The sequence below is a fragment of the Zwartia lucis genome, from assembly GCF_965234455.1.
In the GTDB taxonomy this organism is placed as follows: Bacteria; Pseudomonadota; Gammaproteobacteria; order Burkholderiales; family Burkholderiaceae_B; genus Zwartia; species Zwartia lucis.
In genome coordinates this window covers 358012-374318 of the sequence record NZ_OZ248473.1, presented here as the reverse complement: position 1 = coordinate 374318, position 16307 = coordinate 358012, and the positions used below count along the sequence as shown (strand labels likewise).

At 53.5% G+C, this 16307-nt stretch carries 11 protein-coding genes; 7 read left to right on the top strand and 4 right to left on the bottom strand.

What is annotated here, in order from left to right; genetic code table 11:
• Positions 1 to 3: 3 nt before the first annotated feature.
• Together aceF and lpdA are read left to right on the top strand one after the other, a co-directional pair.
• On the top strand, positions 4 to 1392 hold the full coding sequence (gene aceF, locus AC8GE9_RS08220; RefSeq protein WP_506676672.1) for a dihydrolipoyllysine-residue acetyltransferase: 1389 nt from the start codon (positions 4 to 6) through the stop codon (positions 1390 to 1392).
• A 9-nt stretch (positions 1393 to 1401) separates the two neighbouring features.
• Positions 1402 to 3129: a dihydrolipoyl dehydrogenase gene (gene lpdA / locus AC8GE9_RS08215; RefSeq protein ID WP_506676671.1), complete on the top strand. Its 1728-nt coding sequence runs from the start codon at positions 1402 to 1404 to the stop codon at positions 3127 to 3129.
• Between the two features lie 77 nt (positions 3130 to 3206).
• Here lpdA and AC8GE9_RS08210 read toward each other — a convergent pair whose 3' ends face one another.
• Complete coding sequence (locus tag AC8GE9_RS08210) at positions 3207 to 5045, bottom strand: TRAP transporter large permease (RefSeq protein WP_506676670.1); 1839 nt, start codon at positions 5043 to 5045, stop codon at positions 3207 to 3209.
• Positions 5046 to 5162: 117 nt separating this feature from the next.
• Positions 5163 to 6182: a TRAP transporter substrate-binding protein gene (locus AC8GE9_RS08205; RefSeq protein WP_506676669.1), complete on the bottom strand. Its 1020-nt coding sequence runs from the start codon at positions 6180 to 6182 to the stop codon at positions 5163 to 5165.
• A 125-nt stretch (positions 6183 to 6307) separates the two neighbouring features.
• Between AC8GE9_RS08205 and purL the strand changes: the two genes are divergently transcribed.
• On the top strand, positions 6308 to 10342 hold the full coding sequence (purL, locus tag AC8GE9_RS08200; RefSeq protein ID WP_506676667.1) for a phosphoribosylformylglycinamidine synthase: 4035 nt from the start codon (positions 6308 to 6310) through the stop codon (positions 10340 to 10342).
• A gap of 8 nt (positions 10343 to 10350) precedes the next feature.
• On the opposite strand, the gene AC8GE9_RS08195 is transcribed toward purL, so the two are convergent.
• Positions 10351 to 10893 (bottom strand): PaaI family thioesterase, encoded by a 543-nt coding sequence (locus tag AC8GE9_RS08195; protein ID WP_506676666.1) that lies wholly within the window; start codon positions 10891 to 10893, stop codon positions 10351 to 10353.
• Between the two features lie 113 nt (positions 10894 to 11006).
• Between AC8GE9_RS08195 and guaB the strand changes: the two genes are divergently transcribed.
• Complete coding sequence (gene guaB / locus AC8GE9_RS08190) at positions 11007 to 12467, top strand: IMP dehydrogenase (protein ID WP_506676665.1); 1461 nt, start codon at positions 11007 to 11009, stop codon at positions 12465 to 12467.
• 31 nt (positions 12468 to 12498) lie between these two features.
• Positions 12499 to 14091 (top strand): glutamine-hydrolyzing GMP synthase, encoded by a 1593-nt coding sequence (gene guaA / locus AC8GE9_RS08185; protein WP_506676664.1) that lies wholly within the window; start codon positions 12499 to 12501, stop codon positions 14089 to 14091.
• Between the two features lie 128 nt (positions 14092 to 14219).
• On the opposite strand, the gene AC8GE9_RS08180 is transcribed toward guaA, so the two are convergent.
• Positions 14220 to 14360, bottom strand: a complete 141-nt coding sequence (locus AC8GE9_RS08180) for a hypothetical protein (RefSeq protein ID WP_506676663.1) — start codon at positions 14358 to 14360, stop codon at positions 14220 to 14222.
• A 218-nt stretch (positions 14361 to 14578) separates the two neighbouring features.
• Between AC8GE9_RS08180 and AC8GE9_RS08175 the strand changes: the two genes are divergently transcribed.
• Together AC8GE9_RS08175 and AC8GE9_RS08170 are read left to right on the top strand one after the other, a co-directional pair.
• Positions 14579 to 15313: a type IV toxin-antitoxin system AbiEi family antitoxin domain-containing protein gene (locus tag AC8GE9_RS08175; RefSeq protein WP_506676662.1), complete on the top strand. Its 735-nt coding sequence runs from the start codon at positions 14579 to 14581 to the stop codon at positions 15311 to 15313.
• Positions 15313 to 16239, top strand: coding sequence for a nucleotidyl transferase AbiEii/AbiGii toxin family protein (locus AC8GE9_RS08170; protein WP_506676661.1), 927 nt, complete (start codon positions 15313 to 15315; stop codon positions 16237 to 16239). The genes AC8GE9_RS08175 and AC8GE9_RS08170 overlap by 1 nt, the downstream gene beginning before the upstream one ends.
• Positions 16240 to 16307 lie beyond the last annotated feature (68 nt).

Below are 16307 nucleotides of genomic sequence, written 5' to 3'. Positions count from 1 at the left end.
GACATGAGCAACGTCACAGCTATTCAAGTTCCGGACATCGGGGATTTCGATACCGTCGAGGTGATCGAGATCCTGATCAAAGTCGGCGATACCGTTAAAGCAGAACAAAGCTTGATTACCGTCGAGTCCGACAAGGCCTCGATGGAGATCCCCACCTCGATCGGTGGTGTGGTCAAGTCCATCGAAGTCAAGGTGGGTGATAAGGTCAAGCAGGGCAGCGTGATGATGCACGTTGAAGCCGCTGCCGCAGGCGCTGCGCCTGCACCCGCAGCACCCGCAGCAGTCGCCACAGCCGCGCCCGCAGTTGCACCTGTTACTGCACCTGTCGTACCTGCACCTGCCGCTGTCCCTGCACCTGCAACCGCGTCCGCCGCTAGCGTGTCGGCGGCGGTCTCCGCGCTGGCGACTTCACCGTCCAGCGCGCCTGCAGCAGGCAAACTGGAAATGCCCGTATCGACGGGTGGTATGGCCCATGCCTCACCGTCAGTGCGCAAATTTGCCCGTGAATTGGGCGTTGATCTGAATCTTGTGACAGGTACGGGCAATAAGCAACGTATCCTCCAAGAAGATGTGCAAAATTTCGTGAAACAGTCCTTGGCCGGTGCAGCGGGTGGATCAGGCGCATCTAGCGGCGCTTCCAGTGGCGCCTCCATGGGGGGGCTTGACCTGTTGCCCTGGCCGAAGATCGACTTCACCAAATTTGGCGAAGTCACGCCTAAACCGCTTTCTCGCATCAAGAAAATTTCCGGCGCGAATCTGCACCGCAATTGGGTCATGATTCCGCACGTTACGAATAATGACGAAGCCAACATCACTGAACTCGAAGCCTTGCGCCTCACACTCAACAAAGAGAATGAAAAGTCCGGTGTCAAGGTCACGATGCTCGCGTTCCTAATCAAGGCGTGCGTGGCAGCCCTTAAGAAATTCCCCGAATTCAATGCCTCGCTTGATGGCGATCAGCTGATCATGAAACAATATTTTCATATTGGCTTCGCGGCGGATACTCCCAATGGGCTTGTCGTACCCGTGATTCGTGATGCGGATAAAAAAGGCATCATCGAGCTCGCCAATGAGAGCAGCGAGCTTGCTAAAAAAGCCCGCGACGGAAAACTTTCTCCCGCTGAAATGCAAGGTGGATGCTTTTCGATTTCCTCACTCGGTGGTATCGGCGGCACCCATTTCACCCCCATTATCAATGCCCCCGAACTCGCGATCTTGGGCGTATCCCGTTCCTATATGAAGCCCGTCTGGGACGGCAAGACCTTCGTGCCGCAGCTGACCTTGCCGCTCTCGCTTTCCTATGATCATCGTGTGATCGATGGCGCGTCAGGCGCACGTTTCAATGCCTACCTTGGCAGCCTCCTGGCGGACTTCCGCCGTATCGCGCTTTAAGGAGTTGCCATGAGCAATCCAATCGATGTGGTCGTTCCCGATATTGGTGATTTCGATACCGTTGAAGTCATTGAGCTCCTCGTCAAAGTCGGAGACGCAGTCAAAGCGGATCAAGGTTTGATCACTGTTGAGTCAGATAAGGCTTCGATGGAGATCCCGAGTGCGCAAGCGGGTGTGATCCAAAGCATTTCTGTGAAGGTCGGAGACAAGGTCAAGCAAGGCTCGGTCATCATGAAAATGGCGGCTGGTTCTGCTGCAGCAGCCGCACCTACCGCAGCACCGACTGCGGCTGCTTTGCCTGCGACAGCTAGTTTTGCTGGCAACGTAGACGGTCGGTATGACTTGTTGGTGCTTGGCGCGGGACCCGGTGGTTATTCCGCAGCCTTCCGGGCCGCCGATCTTGGTTTGAACGTTGTGCTCGTTGAGCGTTACGCCACGCTAGGTGGCGTGTGTTTGAATGTGGGTTGTATTCCCTCCAAGGCCTTGCTGCATACCGCCGCTGTGTTGGAGGAAGCCCAGGCACTCGAAGCCCACGGTATTTCTTTTGCGAAGCCTAAGATCGATCTGGATAAGTTGCGCGCATTCAAAGACGGCGTGATTGGTAAATTAACAGGCGGTTTAGCCGGCATGGCCAAAGCTCGCAAAGTCATGGTGATTCAAGGGTTGGGCGAGTTTGTGACGGCGAACCACCTCAGCGTCAAAACGGACAAGGGTGTGCAAACCATCGCTTTCGGTCAGGCGATCATTGCAGCTGGGAGTCAGTCCGTCAAACTACCTTTCATGCCTGAGGATGAGCGTGTGGTGGACTCGACAGGCGCCTTACTGTTGCGCAGTATTCCCAAAAAAATGTTGATCGTGGGCGGCGGCATTATCGGACTTGAGATGGGGACGGTCTATTCCGCGCTCGGCTCACGTCTCGATGTCGTTGAGATGCAGGACGGTTTGATGCAGGGCGCGGACCGCGATCTCGTCAAAGTCTGGCAAAAAATGAACGGCCATCGTTTTGACAATTTGATGCTCAAGACGAAAACCGTCGGTGCCGTCGCTAAAAAAGACGGCATTTATGTGACGTTTGAAGGCGAGGGCGCGCCTAAAGAGCCTCAGCGCTATGACTTGGTGCTGCAAGCCGTTGGTCGCACGCCAAATGGTAAAAAAATCGCCGCTGACCGTGCGGGTGTCGTGGTCACCGACCGTGGTTTCATCGAGGTTGATCGACAGATGCGGACCAACGTGCCCAATATTTTCGCGATCGGCGATATTGTTGGGCAACCGATGCTTGCGCACAAAGCTGTGCACGAGGGCCATGTTGCCGCTGAGGTCGCCGCGGGTCAAAAGAGTTATTTTGATGCACGTGTCATTCCTTCTGTGGCCTATACCGATCCTGAGATTGCATGGGTAGGATTGACTGAAGATCAAGCCAAACAAGAAGGCATTGCCATCACCAAGGGTGTGTTTCCTTGGGCCGCCTCTGGGCGCGCGATCGCCAATGGTCGTGATGAGGGCTTTACTAAACTGTTGTTTGATGCCACGACCCACAAGATTTTGGGTGGTGGGATTGTGGGCACCCACGCAGGTGATTTGATCGGTGAGGTTGCCCTGGCGATCGAGATGGGCGCTGATGCTGTGGATATTGGTAAAACGATTCATCCACACCCCACGCTTGGTGAGTCGATCGGGCTCGCGGCAGAGGCGGCCGAAGGGCATTGCACAGACTTGCCACCGGTTCGTAAAAAGTAAGCCTAAGTCAATAAGTATCCGCTCTAAAAAAAGGCTGCCCCATTTGGCAGACTTTTTTATAATGCAACACACATCGTTTAAAGCGCGACTGTTGAAAACCAAGGGATTGCGGCGATGAGTATAAGACCTGCAATCAAAGCCATAATATAAGGCCAGATGGCACCCATGACTTCATCTGGCGAAGTATTGCCAATACGGCAGGCGACAAAAAATCCGATGCCAATCGGAGGCATCATCAGTCCAATATTCATTGCGGTCACGACGACCATTGAATAATGGATATCGTGTATCCCGAGTTTTCTGGCGATCGGAAACATAATAGGTGCCAAGATTAAAATTGCGGGGAGTCCTTCAAGTAAACATCCCAAGATTAAAAAGATCAGGATTGTGACAATCATGAACGTGACGACACCGCCTGGCAGCGTGGTTAGAAACTGCGAAAGATTTTGTACGACGCCACTTTGGGTTATCGCCCAGGCCATCGCAGAGGCTGTTCCTAGAATCAACAATATTGCACCGCTTAGTGCCGCGGTTTCTACCAGCATGCTGTAAATCTTATTCCAACCCAAACCGCCATATAAAACCTGACCAATAATCATGGCGTAAAGAACCGCAATAGTAGAGACCTCAGTTGCGGTTGCAACGCCACCACCAACGGCACTGCGTATTAAAAACGGCAGAACCAGTGCTGGCGATGCAATTAAAAGGGCCCGCCCAATAACAGAACTGCTTGAACGTTTGACTTGATCCATGACTTCATGGCGCGCCTTCCATCTTGCCAAAATAGCCAGAGCGATCAGCAGCACTATCGCAATGATGACGCCGCTTTGAAAGAGCCCTGCAATCGAGACTCCGGCAACCGAGCCAAGAACAATTAATACGATGCTTGGCGGCACGGTGTCAGCCATCGCGGCGCCCGTTGCGAGTAGTGCAATCATTTCTTTCGGTTTATGCCCGCGACGTTTCATTTCTGGAAATAGAGCGGGTGCAATCGTCGCCATGTCTGAGACTTTAGAGCCTGAGATACCAGAAACAATAAATAATGAACCTAAAAGTACGTAGGACATGCCTGCTTTAATGTGTCCAAGTAACGAAGCTAAAAAGTCAACAATGGCTTTGCCCATACCGGTTGCATCCAAGACGCATCCGAGAAGAACAAAGATCGGGACCGATACCAAAATCAGACTCGACATGCCTTCGTCCATTCGGCCAATAATCACCATGAGTGGCACGTTGGTCGCGAAGGCTAAATAACTCAGCGCGCCAATGCCGAAACAAAAGCCAATCGGTACGCCTGCAACAAGACAAAGAGAGACCAATACAACCATGAAAATAGCGATGTTGTAATAACCTATTTCAATGAGCGCGCTTGAGCTTATCCAGCAGAGGGCCGTCAATACAATTACAACAGCCACGGCTGCAGCAAGGTTACGCAGGCTCGCTGTGCGGGCAGCGTAGGTGACGAGTATGGCAAGCATGGCCAAAATGCCAAAGGCAAGTGCGGAGACTCTGTATGTATTGGGTATGTTCAGTGCGGGTGACTTCACAAACCATTCTTCTTGCGCATAAATGAAGGCGGGTTGAATAAGCGCTAAAAGAAATGCGACGATCGCAACGAGCGCCAATGCATGGATAAAGCCTTGTATTTTTTTGGGCATCATGTCCAAAAACAAACTGAGTCTTAGATGCTCATTGCGATGCATGGCAATGGCAGTGCCGAGCATGGCCAGCCACAGAAATGAAAGTGACACCACCTCATCGATCCAAACGATCGGAAGAGAAAAAACGTAGCGCGCGACGACACCAACAAAAAGAAGAACGATGATCGTAACAAGCAACGTTGCGCTGAGCACCTCGAGCGGTTTAATCAGTCGTGAAATAACTGGGACTGGTTGGGGCGCGACTTCGGTTGTCATTAAAACTCCGGGTAATGCAAAAGGTCTTAATTCAGTGTCAGTAAAAATTTGGGCGCCACAAAAAGGGCGCCCGAATTTCTCAAGCTTGAGTCGTGACTTTGCTTTAAGCTACAACCATTAGGCCAACTTGCCGCTATAACGCTCCAGCATGGACCAAGCATCGTTTCCGAGTTTTGTCTTCCATTCTGTGTAAAAGCCGCCGGCGCGCAGACGATCGCGGAACGAGTCCGGAGTTGTCTGATTAAAGATCATGCCTTTTGCGGTTAATCCTTTTTGCAGAGTCGCGTTCATGCCTGCAACGTCCTCGCGTTCTTTCATGCCGGCCGCATTAATATTTTTTGCAACGATTGCTCTGAGGTTTTCTGGCAATCTCTCCCAGGCACGTTTGTTAGCCAAGAACCAAAAACCATCCCACATATGGTTTGTGATTGAGCAATATTTTTGGACTTCATTGAGTTTTGCAGTATCAATGATGGCGAGTGGATTTTCTTGACCATCAACGATCTTGGTTTGGAGTGCACTATAAACTTCGTTGAAGTTGATAGAGGCGGGTGCTGAATCAAACGCCTTGAACATCGAAGTCCACAGCGGAGACACAGGCACACGAATCTTAAAGCCCTTGAGATCGGCGGCAGTTTGGATGGGCTTGGTCGAAGAGGTAATCTGTCTAAAGCCATTGTCCCAGATTTTGTCCATGACGACGAGGTTGGCTTTATTGATTTCCTTGCGAACATGCTCGCCCAAATCACCATCAAGGGCTTTCCACACGTCGTTGTAGTTGCCGAAGGCGAAGCCAATGCCCGTAATGGAAGACGCAGGGACGAGCGTGGCCAAGATCAGGCCTGACAAAGTGAAAAACTCAACACCGCCGCTTCGAACTTGGCTGAGCATATCGGTATCAGAGCCGAGTTGGCTGCTTGGGAAAATACGAATTTCAACGCGACCATTTGTTTCTTTCAAAACCGCTTCTACCATTTCTTTGGCCCGAATATTCATCGGATGGGTCAAGGGCAGGTTGTTGGCGTACTTGTAGGTAAATTCAGCTTTGGATTGTGCCCAGGCGCTGTTGAGAGGAGAGGCCAAGGTAATAGCGCCTGCACCCATGCCAGTCAATAGTTTGCGACGTGTAATAGACATTTTTGTCTCCAAAGGTTTTCTAATTGTTAACAATCATAGCAATGAACTGAGCGTTCATCGTCCCTAAAGGTGCCTCAGGACGCTAAAATACGTGTTTTCCCCTACGTTGCCTCCTGGTCGTCAAAGTGTCTCATATTCTGCTTATCCCCGGCTCCTCAGTTTTATCCAGTTTTCGCCTAGAACGCTTGCTTGCAAAGCTGCGTGCTCTTGGTCTGCCTATTTCTGGGGTCAACGCCCGATATGAGCATTTTGTCTGGTGTGAAGTGTCCCCGGATGCCACAACAAAAGCACGTTTGACCCAACTGCTGGACTATGGAGTGCCTCACGATCGGTCTTCAGTGGCGGATGGTGCGATTGTGCTGCGCGTCATTCCGCGACTTGGCACGATTTCTTCCTGGGCGAGCAAGGCAACCGATATCGCACACAATTGCGGTCTGCTCGGAGTCCGGCGGATCGAGCGAGGCATCGAGTACACCTTGACCCCTGAGCGTGGCTGGCTTAAAAGTAAACGTCTGGATGCCGAGATGTTGGCGCAGGCGGCCAGTTGCTTACACGACCGAATGACTGAAACAGTCGTAGACGCTAATTTCGACCCTGAGGTGTTATTTCGCTCACTGCCCGGCAAGCCGATGCAGACCGTGGCGGTGATGGCGCAGGGCAAGGCTGCGCTTCTAGACGCGAATACTAAGCTTGGTCTGGCGCTGTCCGAGGATGAAATTGATTATTTGACGCATTCATTTACCGAGCTTGGCCGCGACCCAACGGATGTCGAGCTCATGATGTTTGCGCAGGCCAATAGCGAGCATTGTCGGCACAAGATTTTCAATGCCCAGTGGGTGATTGATGGACAGCCGGAGTCCAAAACCCTGTTTGGCATGATTCGTGAAACTCACGCGGCCCAGCCTTTAGGCACAGTGGTGGCCTACTCGGACAACGCAGCCATCATGGAGGGCGGCGAGGCTCAACGCTTTCAAGCTGCGGCTGGCAATGAGGGCCAAGCTGCGGTGTATGGAACAGAACTTAAAACCGTCCATACGGTGATGAAGGTCGAGACCCATAACCATCCAACCGCGATCGCACCTTTTGAAGGCGCCTCGACGGGAGCGGGTGGAGAAATCCGTGACGAAGGCGCGACGGGACGAGGTTCCAAGCCCAAAGCGGGCCTGGCAGGCTTTACGGTTTCCCACCTGAGATTCGAGGATGCGCCCCGCAGTTGGGAGTCTGACCATCACGGGGCACCTGATCGGATTGCGTCGCCTTTGTCCATCATGATTGAGGGGCCTTTGGGTGCAGCGGCCTTTAATAACGAATTTGGTCGTCCCAATTTGCTGGGGTATTTCCGCTCCTATGAGCAGACTGCGGGTCAAACACGCTGGGGCTATCACAAGCCCATCATGATCGCGGGCGGTCTGGGCAGTATTGATGAGGGCTGTACTAAAAAAGACCGCATTGAACCAGGCTCTCTGCTGATTCAGCTTGGCGGACCCGGTTTGCGGATCGGCATGGGTGGGAGTGCTGCCTCCAGCATGGCGGTTGGCACCAATACCGCAGCCTTAGATTTTGATTCCGTACAACGTGGAAACCCTGAAATCGAGCGTCGTTGCCAAGAGGTGATTGATCGCTGCTGGCAGCAAGGTGCAAACAATCCGATTGTGGCGATCCATGATGTCGGGGCAGGTGGTTTATCAAATGCTTTTCCAGAGCTTGTCAATGACGCAGGCCGAGGCGCGACCTTTGAGTTAAATCGTGTGCACCTCGAAGAGTCCGGCATGTCGCCCGCAGAGATGTGGAGTAACGAATCCCAAGAGCGCTATGTGCTTTCGGTCTTGCCCAAGGATTTGCCGCGTTTTCAAATGATCGCCGAGCGCGAGCGTTGTCCGTTTGCTGTGATTGGTGTGGCGACAGAGGCGCGTCAGTTAAAAGTCGTTCAAGGCGAAGGCTTGCCGGGTCTCGATGCGCTGTCGCCTCAGAGCGGTTTGCGCCCCGTTGATGTGCCGATCGATGTGATTTTGGGTAAACCTCCGCGCATGACACGAGAGGTCAAACGGGTTGCACCACAAACAGTTCCTCTCGATTTGACTTTGATTGCTTTGGATGATGCGGTTACGCGCGTTTTGCAGCACCCAACCGTCGCGAATAAAAGCTTTCTCATCACGATTGGTGACCGTACCGTGGGCGGTCTGTCGAGTCGCGATCAACTTGTCGGTCCTTGGCAGGTCGCTGTGGCAGATTGTGCGGTGACGCTTTCAGACCATGACGGTACGCGCGGCGAAGCCATGGCGATGGGTGAACGTACACCGATTGCTGTGATCGATGCTGCTGCCTCTGGACGGATGGCGGTAGGCGAAGCCTTGACTAACCTGGCTGCAGCCGATGTCGCCCGTATAGAGGACATCAAACTATCTGCGAACTGGATGGCAGCGTGTGGCGCTCCAGGGCAGGATGCCGCGCTGTTTGATACGGTCTCTGCCGTCAGCGCGTTATGTCAGCGTGTTGGACTGTCGATTCCTGTGGGCAAGGATTCCCTGTCAATGCAAACAAGCTGGACGCATGAGGACGAAAAACGCCAGGTGATTTCACCTGTGTCCTTGATTGTGACGGCGTTTGCCCCGGTACAGGATGTACGACAGACCTTAACCCCACAGTTGCGCACGGATGTCGGGCCGACTTCGCTGATCCTGATTGACTTGGGGAGCGGAAAAAAACGCATGGGCGGGTCGATCTTGACACAAGTGTGTAACCAAGTGGGTGAGCAAACACCCGACGCCGATGATGCCGAGGCTTTGAGGACATTTTTTGTCACAATTCGTGCCTTGGCTGAGTCTGGCGTGTTGCTGGCTTATCACGATCGCTCTGACGGAGGTTTGTTGGCGACCGTTTGTGAAATGGCGTTTGCCGGACATACAGGTGTTTCTTTGAACCTCGATATGTTGACCATCGACGCCAATGCCGAAGATTGGGACGCTTACAACATTCGTGCAGCGCAGGTAGAAGTTCAGCGTAAAGAGCTCACTATCAAAGCCTTGTTCAATGAAGAGTTGGGTGGGGTGCTTCAAGTGCCAAGTTCAGAGCGTGATGCCGTCATGCAAGTCTTGCGCGCAGCAGGACTGTCTGTGCATTCACATGTTATTGGATCCCTCAATCCAACAGACCAAATCGAAATTTACCGCGATGGCAAGAAAATCTGGAGCAAACCGCGCGCAGAACTCGCCAAGCTTTGGAGTGATGTGAGCTATCGCATTGCTGCCCTGCGTGACAACCCCGCTTGCGCGCAGGCTGAGTTTGAGGCGTGGTCCGATACCACCGATCCAGGTATGACCCCGATTGTCGGGTTCGATCCTCAGGAAAACATTGCAGCGCCTTTTATCAACAAGGGTGTGCGGCCCCGCGTGGCGATCTTGCGCGAGCAGGGCTGTAACAGCCAGGTTGAGATGGCCTGGGCGTTTGATCGTTCCGGGTTCGAGGCCTGGGATGTCCATATGACTGATTTGCAATCTGGTTCGGCTGACTTGTCAGGCTTTCAGGGCTTGGTCGCTGTGGGTGGGTTCAGTTATGGGGATGTGTTGGGCGCAGGCGAGGGCTGGGCACGGAGTATTTTGTTCAATACACAGCTTTCCGATCAGTTTTCCCAGTATTTTGCTCGCTCAGATACGTTTGCCCTCGGCGTGTGTAACGGTTGCCAGATGATGGCGGCTCTCGCCCCCATGATTCCTGGTGCACAAGACTGGCCACGTTTCACCCGTAACGTTTCCGAAAAATACGAGGCGCGTTTCTCGATGGTTGAGGTGCTTGAATCACCTTCGCTCTTTTTCAAGGGTATGACAGGCGCACACATTCCCGTTGCTGTGGCCCATGGCGAGGGTTTTGCTAATTTTGCTCGCCAAGGCGACGCCACCAAGGTGTTGAGTGCGCTCAGATATGTGGACCATCGCGGCCAGGCAACTGAAAACTATCCTCTCAATCCAAACGGAAGTCCCGGTGGTTTGACGGCTGTGACGACTGCGGATGGACGTTTTACGGTGATGATGCCGCACCCCGAGCGTGTGACCCGTAATGTCATGATGTCTTGGGCGCCTGAGTCATGGGGGCCCCAGGATACCAAAGGGGCTTACACACCTTGGATGCGTTTTTTCCAAAATGCGCGTGCCTCTCTGGGCTAAGCCTTGTACTAGTCTGCGTTGATATCCAAAATCATGCAGGTTGTTGTGGCAAAGGCGTGCAACTTGCCATCGGGACCGAGGATTTTCCCCTCGGCCGTGGCGACTTTGCGGCCTACTTGGATCACAGTCCCAATCGCCCGCACTCTGCCCACACTCGGGCTGATGGCGCGTGTCATTTTGACACTCAAATCCAGCGTGGTGTAGCCCTTTCCTGCCGGCAACATTGAATGAATCGCGTTGCCGAGAGCCCCATCCAAAATGCTTGAAAACCAGCCGCCATGGACAGAGCCCTGAACGTTCAACACGGCTTCGGTGGGGTGACCTTGTAAAACGGCTTGACCTGACTCAATTTCCATTAGCATATAGTTCATCGTGACGGCCATCGGACCGCAGGGCAAGGCACCGCGTCTGACCGCTTGCATGATCTCGAGTCCTGTCATGCTCGAAATCTGTTTTGGGGATAAAAAACCCGAGGAGCGACCGTTTTTCATGTCGTCCAACAGGACCTTTTCCTCATCAATCCAGCGTGCAAGGGTGTCGCGGGTGTTCATATTGAGTTCGCTTCCAAATTAAAAAATTAAGGATTCCCTCTTTTAGCACCAGTTTGACCCCAAAACTAGGGGTTTCCCCATCGTATAATCACGCTTTGCGTCCGGAGCTTTTCATGCGTCTTATCCAAACTGCTCTCACCTTCGACGATGTTTTGCTGGTACCTGCCTTTTCACAGGTCCTGCCACGCGACACCTCGCTGGTCACTCGTCTCACACGCAATATTTCCCTCAATATTCCGCTTGTCTCTGCAGCGATGGACACCGTGACCGAGTACCGACTCGCGATCGCGATGGCCCAAGAGGGTGGTATCGGAATCATTCACAAAAATCTGACTGCTGATCAGCAGGCCCATGAGGTGGCGCTTGTCAAGCGTCATGAGTTCGGTATTGTGAGTGACCCAATTACGCTGAGGCCTGACATGAAAGTGCGCGATGCGATCGCCCTGCAGCGTCAGCACGGTATTTCCGGTTTGCCAGTCGTGCAGGGTGGCAAGCTTGTTGGCATTGTCACCAATCGCGATTTGCGTTTTGAGGATCGGCTCGACGCGCTGATTGCGACGGTCATGACGCCACAGGACCGGTTGATCACGATGAAAGAGGGCACGACCCTCTCTGAGGCTCAAACATTAATGCACAAGCATCGTCTTGAGCGTGTGCTGATCGTCAACGATGCCTTTGAGTTGCGTGGCTTGGCCACAGTCAAAGACATCGTTAAAAACACCGAGCATCCTGCCGCATGCAAAGACAGTCACGGCCAGTTGCGCGTGGGTGCCGCTGTGGGTGTCGGTGATGGCACCGAAGAGCGTGTTGAAAAACTCGTGGCCGCAGGCGTCGATGTGATTGTGGTGGATACCGCCCACGGTCACTCCGCTGGCGTGATCGAGCGTGTGCGCTGGGTTAAAACCAACTATCCAAAAATCGAAGTCATCGGCGGCAATATTGCGACAGCGGATGCCGCACGCGCCTTGCTCAACGCAGGTGCGGATGCGGTCAAGGTGGGTATTGGCCCAGGTTCGATCTGTACCACGCGAGTCGTGGCGGGTGTCGGCGTACCGCAGATCACAGCGATTTCAGATGTCTCCAAAGCCCTCGAGGGCACAGGTGTACCGTTGATCGCCGATGGTGGCGTCCGTTTCTCAGGCGATGTGGCCAAGGCCATCGCGGCCGGTGCGTCCTCCGTCATGATGGGTGGGATGTTTGCTGGCACCGAAGAGGCTCCTGGTGAGGTCGTGTTATTTCAAGGCCGCTCCTACAAGTCCTATCGCGGCATGGGGAGCTTGGGTGCGATGACGGACGGCTCTGCCGACCGCTACTTCCAGGATCCTGCTAACAACGCAGACAAACTCGTACCCGAAGGGATCGAGGGACGTGTCCCGTACAAGGGCAGTGTCTTGGCGATTATTTTCCAACTGGTGGGTGGCGTGCGTGCGTCGATGGGCTACTGCGGTTGCGCCTCGATCGAAGAGATGCGCACCAAGCCTCAGTTCGTTCAGATCACCGCTGCCGGTATGCGCGAGTCTCACGTACACGACGTGCAAATCACCAAAGAAGCGCCCAACTACCGCGCCGAATAGTTCCTCTCAAAGAATAATAGGTTTACCCCTCATGCATCAGCGCATTCTCATCCTTGATTACGGTTCACAAGTCACCCAACTGATCGCACGTCGTGTGCGAGAGGCAGGGGTCTATTGCGAATTGCACCCCGGTGATGTGGATGCCGCTTTTTTGCAAAACCAGCTTGCACAAGGGCTTAAGGGCATCATTCTGTCCGGCAGTCATGCGTCGGTGTACGACGATGACTCACTCAAGGTCCCGCATGCCGTGTTTGAGTCGGGTGTGCCAGTCCTCGGCATTTGCTATGGCATGCAGGCAATGGCGCAGCAGTTAGGTGGCGAGGTCAACTTTTCTGATCACCGCGAGTTTGGTTATGCCGAGGTGCGTGCCCGCGGTCATACGCGTTTGCTCAACGGGATCGAGGATTTCACCACAGCCGAAGGCCACGGCATGCTCAAGGTCTGGATGAGTCACGGCGATCAGGTGACGCGCTTGCCTGAGGGCTTTAAAGTCATGGCCTCCACAGCCTCTTGTCCGATTGCGGGGATGGCGGACGAGGCACGCGGTTTTTACGCGGTGCAGTTCCACCCTGAGGTGACCCACACGGTTAAGGGTCAGGATCTGCTCAATCGTTTCGTCCACGATATCTGCGGTTGTGTCGGTGACTGGACCATGCCCAGCTATGTGGATGAGGCTGTCGCACGCATTAGAGAGCAGGTGGGTGAGGATGAGGTGATCCTAGGGTTGTCAGGTGGCGTGGATTCTTCCGTTGCGGCTGCGCTGATTCACAAAGCGATTGGGGACCGTCTGACCTGTGTGTTTGTCGACCACGGTTTGTTGCGCCTCGATGAGGGCAAGCAGGTCATGGAGACCTTCGCTCAAAACATGGGCGTGCGTATTATTCACGTGGACGCGACCGAACAGTTCATGGGCAAGCTCGCGGGCGTCTCAGATCCCGAAGCAAAACGTAAAATTATTGGTCGCGAGTTTGTCGAGGTTTTTCAGGCTGAGGCAGGCAAGCTCAAAAAAGCCAAATGGCTCGCGCAAGGCACGATATATCCTGACGTGATCGAGTCCGCGGGTGCCAAAACAGGCAAAGCGGTCGCGATTAAGTCTCATCACAACGTCGGTGGTTTGCCGGATACCTTGAATCTCAAATTGCTTGAGCCTTTGCGCGAGTTGTTCAAAGACGAGGTGCGCAAGCTAGGCGTAGCCCTTGGTCTGCCACATGGCATGGTCTATCGTCACCCGTTTCCTGGTCCAGGCTTGGGCGTGCGCATCCTGGGGGCGGTCAATACAGAGTTTGCGAATCTCCTGCGCCGCGCGGACGCAATCTTTATCGAAGAACTGCGCAACACCATCGACCCAGAGACCAAGCAGTCTTGGTACGACCTGACCTCACAAGCATTTGCAGTGTTCTTGCCGGTCAAATCGGTAGGCGTGATGGGCGATGGCCGGACATATGATTATGTCGTGGCGTTGCGCGCGGTACAGACTTCGGATTTCATGACGGCCGATTGGGCGCCTTTGCCTTATCCTTTGCTGGCTAAAGTTTCCTCGCGCATTATTAATGAAGTGCGGGGGATTAATCGCGTTGTTTATGATGTGTCGAGTAAACCGCCTGCTACGATTGAGTGGGAGTAGTTTTTGTAACATAAGTCATTGATTTATAACGATTTCTTACTTACACAAAAGTTTCACACTTCTTGTAAGTGCTTGTTTTTGTTAGGCACAGAGTTTACACTTACACATAAAGCTACACAAAACTGTAGCTATTCAAAATCGTAAGTTACGTTAAGCTCATATGCCATAGTGTCCAGCATGGGCATTTCTTCGCGTTCGATACGATCGTACTCGGTTCGTACGGCTGGATCCTTCATCATTTTTTTGATCAATTCATCATGCGTCAGCATGTTTAACCTCCTTCAGTCGGGTTTCAGCAATCAGCGGTCTCGTTCCGTGAAATACGCAGTTGGCATTGAGGTTACTCGGAAAACCCAAAGCAGAGTCGTTAAACAACGCTGGATGTTGAAGGCGATCGTTTATATAAATTTGTTTTGTCGTAGCTAGGCTACGATTAGTCGTATTATTTTAAATTTACTTGATTTGGAAAAGTTGTTAAAATCGTAGTATGAATACGATTAGCGCAAGCAAAATAAATACGCTCTATACCCAGTTGGCGTCGGGAACGCCGCTAACTTCAAAGGACCTAACGGCGTTGGGTATCTCTGCAGACTTGGCCGTTCACTACGTCCGTGCGGGTTGGCTCACGCGCCTGGCTCGCGGCGTGTACTACCGCCCAAATGACACCTTGGCTCTGCATCCTAGCCTGCTGCTGTTGCAGCGTAGGTTTGATGGCCTACATGTGGGTGGCAAGTCTGCGCTCGACTGGTACGGCCTGCGTCAGTACGTGTCCCAGCGACCTGTGCTGCATCTTTGCGGCTGGACGGCTGGCCGTCTGCCAGGGTGGTTTACCGAGCGATTCCCGGCCGAGTACCACCGCAAGCGCCTATTCGATGAACAGCCGGGCGCCATGCTACATGTTGGTCCCTTCGAAAATCGTGGTGGTGCTGCGCAGGTCTCGACGCCGGAGCGCGCACTGCTGGAACTGTTGAGCGATGTCGGCGTGCGCCAGCCTTTACAGGAAGCACGCGAACTCGTAGAGGGAGCCTACAGTTTGCGAGCAGACGTGCTGCGCGAATTATTACAGCACTGCAAGAGCGTCAAGACCGTGCGGCTGTGTCTGCAACTCGGCCGCGAGGCGTCGCTGCCCTGGGCGGTCAAGCTCGACCCGGCTACGCTGCCAACGGGCAGTGATCGCCCTTGGGTGTTTCGCTCAGCCGATGGCCTTTTGGTGCTCAAGTGATGAATCCGATTTATCTTGAAACCGCGCGCCTGCTGACGCAGATCGCGCCGTTGGTGTTCATGGATGGCACCTTTGCACTCAAGGGTGGCACTGCGATCAATCTGTTCGTGCGTGACATGCCGCGTTTATCGGTGGATCTTGATTTGGTCTTTCCCGATCACACGCTGTCGCGAGACGAAGCGCTGCTGCGCATCAACGAGTCTATCCGGCAGGCAGCCGAGCGCTTGAAAAAGCGAGGCTTCCAGACGTATACGCCTGTGGCGGCGGCAGGGGAGACCAAGTTGTTGGTGCGGCGTGGGTCGACTCAGGTAAAGATTGAAGTTAACTTCGTCATGCGCGGGACTGTGCGGCCGGTGCATCGCGCCTCGCTCACGACGGTCGCCCGAGAGGTATTGATGGCCGATCTCGAAATCCCGGTTGTATCGCTGGAGGACGTGTATGCCGGCAAACTGGTGGCTGCCTTAGATCGTCAGCACCCACGCGACCTTTTCGATGTGATGCAGCTCTTGGCGCATGAGGGTATTACACCCTGCATCCGTCGCGCGTTCGTGGTCTATTTGGCCTGCTGCAATCGACCGATCCATGAAGTCTTATTCACGTCGCTGCGAGACATTCGGCACGACTACGAGCACAGTTTTCAAGGGATGACGGCGGAACCGGTTCCACTCGAAGCGCTACTCAATGCGCGAGATAGCTTGATAAACCAACTCCGCAAGGGTTTGGATCATCATGAGCGAAGTTTCTTACTCTCTCTTGTTGTAGGTACGCCAGATTGGTCGCTGCTGGGGATTGAGCATCTTGAACTCCTTCCAGGCATCCGCTGGAAGCTGCACAACCTAATGCGTTTGCAAAAGACCGATGAAAAGAAATTTATCCAGCAGGCCGAGCTTCTCAGGCTTAGGATGTCTGAGTTATCCTGGGCTTGATTATGACGCGCAATAGCACGCTGACCCGCATCCCGCCCGAGGACTTGATTCCTGTCTACGTTCAAAAA

Bases quoted from the DNA above. Each gene is read 5' to 3' on its own strand.
- aceF (WP_506676672.1), top strand. From the start codon at position 4: ATGAGCAACGTCACAGCTATTCAAGTTCCGGACATCGGGGATTTCGAT.
- lpdA (WP_506676671.1), top strand. From the start codon at position 1,402: ATGAGCAATCCAATCGATGTGGTCGTTCCCGATATTGGTGATTTCGAT.
- AC8GE9_RS08210 (WP_506676670.1), bottom strand. From the start codon at position 5,045: ATGACAACCGAAGTCGCGCCCCAACCAGTCCCAGTTATTTCACGACTG.
- AC8GE9_RS08205 (WP_506676669.1), bottom strand. From the start codon at position 6,182: ATGTCTATTACACGTCGCAAACTATTGACTGGCATGGGTGCAGGCGCT.
- AC8GE9_RS08195 (WP_506676666.1), bottom strand. From the start codon at position 10,893: ATGAACACCCGCGACACCCTTGCACGCTGGATTGATGAGGAAAAGGTC.
- guaB (WP_506676665.1), top strand. From the start codon at position 11,007: ATGCGTCTTATCCAAACTGCTCTCACCTTCGACGATGTTTTGCTGGTA.
- guaA (WP_506676664.1), top strand. From the start codon at position 12,499: ATGCATCAGCGCATTCTCATCCTTGATTACGGTTCACAAGTCACCCAA.
- AC8GE9_RS08180 (WP_506676663.1), bottom strand. From the start codon at position 14,360: ATGCTGACGCATGATGAATTGATCAAAAAAATGATGAAGGATCCAGCC.
- AC8GE9_RS08175 (WP_506676662.1), top strand. From the start codon at position 14,579: ATGAATACGATTAGCGCAAGCAAAATAAATACGCTCTATACCCAGTTG.
- AC8GE9_RS08170 (WP_506676661.1), top strand. From the start codon at position 15,313: ATGAATCCGATTTATCTTGAAACCGCGCGCCTGCTGACGCAGATCGCG.